At 33.4% G+C, this 2,684-nt stretch carries 2 protein-coding genes and 1 pseudogene; 1 reads left to right on the forward strand and 2 read right to left on the reverse strand.

Translation table 11 applies throughout. The features are described 5' to 3' along the window. Window positions 1-224, reverse strand: a pseudogene (locus AADI82_RS14770) (ComF family protein); the annotation flags it as partial. Window positions 225-353: 129 nt separating this feature from the next. On the opposite strand from AADI82_RS14770, the gene AADI82_RS14775 reads away from it, so the two are divergent. Then, window positions 354-1,895, forward strand: coding sequence for a glycine--tRNA ligase (locus AADI82_RS14775; protein ID WP_341217179.1), 1,542 nt, complete (start codon window positions 354-356; stop codon window positions 1,893-1,895). Between the two features lie 87 nt (window positions 1,896-1,982). On the opposite strand, the gene AADI82_RS14780 is transcribed toward AADI82_RS14775, so the two are convergent. Then, window positions 1,983-2,453, reverse strand: coding sequence for an Lrp/AsnC ligand binding domain-containing protein (locus AADI82_RS14780; RefSeq protein ID WP_034041888.1), 471 nt, complete (start codon window positions 2,451-2,453; stop codon window positions 1,983-1,985). Window positions 2,454-2,684 lie beyond the last annotated feature (231 nt).

The raw sequence follows: 2,684 nt of genomic DNA on the forward strand, positions 1-2,684 counted from the left end.
TGCACCAATCCTTTTTTTTCAAATCTAAAAAGCGCTGTTCCGTTTTCAATTTTAGCTCTACCGTAAAGTACTTTTTTTACGGCATCATTATTATCAAAATGGAAGTTAGTAACAGGTAAATCATGCCTGCAATCAATACAAATGGTGTCTTGGTTATCATTCAATAAGTTAAGACAAGCATAACATACTTTTGGGAAGAATAAATTGACAAGTGATTTAAACATTTTGTGAAATCGAGGATTATTACCAAAAATCAGTCTCAAATACACGAATATAAATATTTATTAATGAATTCGTCACAAATTTTAATCAAGAACGCCTTTAGTTTAAAGCGGTTTTTTATTTTTGCACCTATGGCAAATCAAGACGATAAATTTAAGAAGGTAATATCGCATGCAAAGGAGTACGGATATGTATTTCAAAGTAGCGAAATTTATGACGGTTTAAGCGCAGTTTACGACTATGCACAAAACGGAGCCGAACTAAAGAAAAACATACGTGACTACTGGTGGAAAGCCATGGTGCAAATGAACGAAAATATAGTGGGTATTGATGCTGCTATATTTATGCATCCAACCACTTGGAAAGCTTCAGGGCACGTTGATGCCTTTAACGATCCATTAATTGATAATAGAGATTCTAAAAAGCGCTACAGAGCCGATGTTTTAATTGAAGATTATTGTGCTAAAATTGAAGCTAAAATTGATAAAGAAGTGGCTAAAGCAGCAAAACGTTTTGGCGATGCTTTTAATAAAGAAGAATTTGTTTCTACTAACGGACGTGTAGTTGGGTATCAAGAAAAAATAAACAGTACGCTTTCTAGGATGGCAAAATCTTTAGAGAATGAAGATTTAGTTGATGTTAAAGCACTTATTGAAGAATTAGAAATTGCAGACCCGTTAACAGGAAGTAAAAACTGGACTGATGTTAAACAGTTTAACTTAATGTTTGGTACTAAGTTGGGTGCATCGGCAGAATCTGCTATGGATTTATACTTACGTCCAGAAACGGCTCAAGGTATTTTTGTAAACTTTTTAAATGTACAGAAAACAAGTCGATTAAAAATTCCGTTTGGAATTGCACAAACTGGAAAAGCTTTTAGGAACGAAATTGTTGCAAGACAATTTATTTTTAGAATGCGTGAGTTCGAGCAAATGGAAATGCAGTTTTTTATAAAACCTGGTACGCAAAAAGAATGGTACGAACACTGGAAAGAAGCACGATTAAAATGGCATCTATCTTTAGGCATGGGCGAAGATAATTACCGTTTCCATGACCATGAAAAGTTAGCACATTATGCTGATGCCGCTGCTGATATTGAGTTTAAATTCCCGTTTGGTTTTAAAGAATTAGAGGGTATTCATTCACGTACCGATTTCGATTTAAAAGCACACGAAGAATATTCAGGAAAAAAATTACAGTATTTTGACCACGAAGATAATGCAAGCTATACGCCTTATGTTTTAGAAACGTCTATTGGTTTAGATCGCATGTTTTTAGCAGTATTTTCAAATTCATTGCAAGAAGAAGAACTAGAAAACGGAACAACACGTACCGTTTTAAAATTACCAAGTGTTTTGGCTCCTGTAAAAGCAGCTGTTTTACCATTGGTTAAAAAAGACGGATTACCAGATATTGCTCGTAAAATTATAGATGATTTAAAATGGGATTTTAATGTAATTTATGATGAAAAAGATGCTGTTGGACGCCGTTACAGAAGGCAAGATGCTAACGGAACACCTTTTTGTATTACGGTAGATCATGATACTTTAGAAGATAACACCGTTACTATTCGTCATAGAGATACTATGGAGCAACAGCGTGTTAAAATAGAAGATTTACGCGCTATTATTAAGCAAGAAGTCGATGTGCGTTCTTGGTTAATGAAAATGTAATATAGAAAGTGTTTTGTCATGCTGAACTTGTTTCAGCATCTCATTTATAATAATTCAAAGCCAAAACAATTGTTTTGGCTTTGTACTTTAAATACTTATTTGTCTATCAATTTGTTGGTCTAATGATATAAACGTTTCGGTTCGCGACACCCCAGAAATTGATTGAATTTCTTTATTAAGCAAATGCATTAAGTGTTCGTTATCTTTACACAATATTTTAATAAAAACACTCCAATTACCAGTCGTGTAATGGCATTCTAAAACTTCTGGTATTTTTTTTAACTGCCTTACCGCTTCAGGGTTACTCATGGCTTTATCTAAATAAATACCTATAAAAGCCATGGTGGTATAACCCAACACTTTTGGATTGATAATAAATTTTGATCCCGAAATTAACCCCGATTTTTCAAGCTTCCGTAAGCGTTGATGAATGGCCGCACCAGAAATACCGACGCCCCGTGCAATTTCTAATATTGGTGTTCGGGCATCTGCCATTAAAGCCCTAAGTATCTTTTTATCGATACCATCAATATGGATGTTTTGATTTATAACTTTCATTAATAAATTATTTATGTCATTTCCTTGAAGAAGGAAATCAAGTAGTTTTGTTTAATTTTAAAACATAAAAGTAAGGATTTGATTTTAAATTGAAAGGAGGTTTTGTGTAAGCTTTATAAAACTAGCTGAAACATTTGATTTGAATACTTGCTTGACTTTGTCAGAAAAAAAACATAACTTCGTTTAACGGCGGATATAAACCATATTAACAAACAGTTTATATCCGATCAA

The sequence above is a fragment of the uncultured Wocania sp. genome (assembly GCF_964021735.1).
Lineage (GTDB): Bacteria > Bacteroidota > Bacteroidia > Flavobacteriales > Flavobacteriaceae > Wocania_A.

Bases quoted from the DNA above. Each gene is read 5' to 3' on its own strand.
- AADI82_RS14780 (WP_034041888.1), bottom strand. From the start codon at position 2,453: ATGAAAGTTATAAATCAAAACATCCATATTGATGGTATCGATAAAAAG.
- AADI82_RS14775 (WP_341217179.1), top strand. From the start codon at position 354: ATGGCAAATCAAGACGATAAATTTAAGAAGGTAATATCGCATGCAAAG.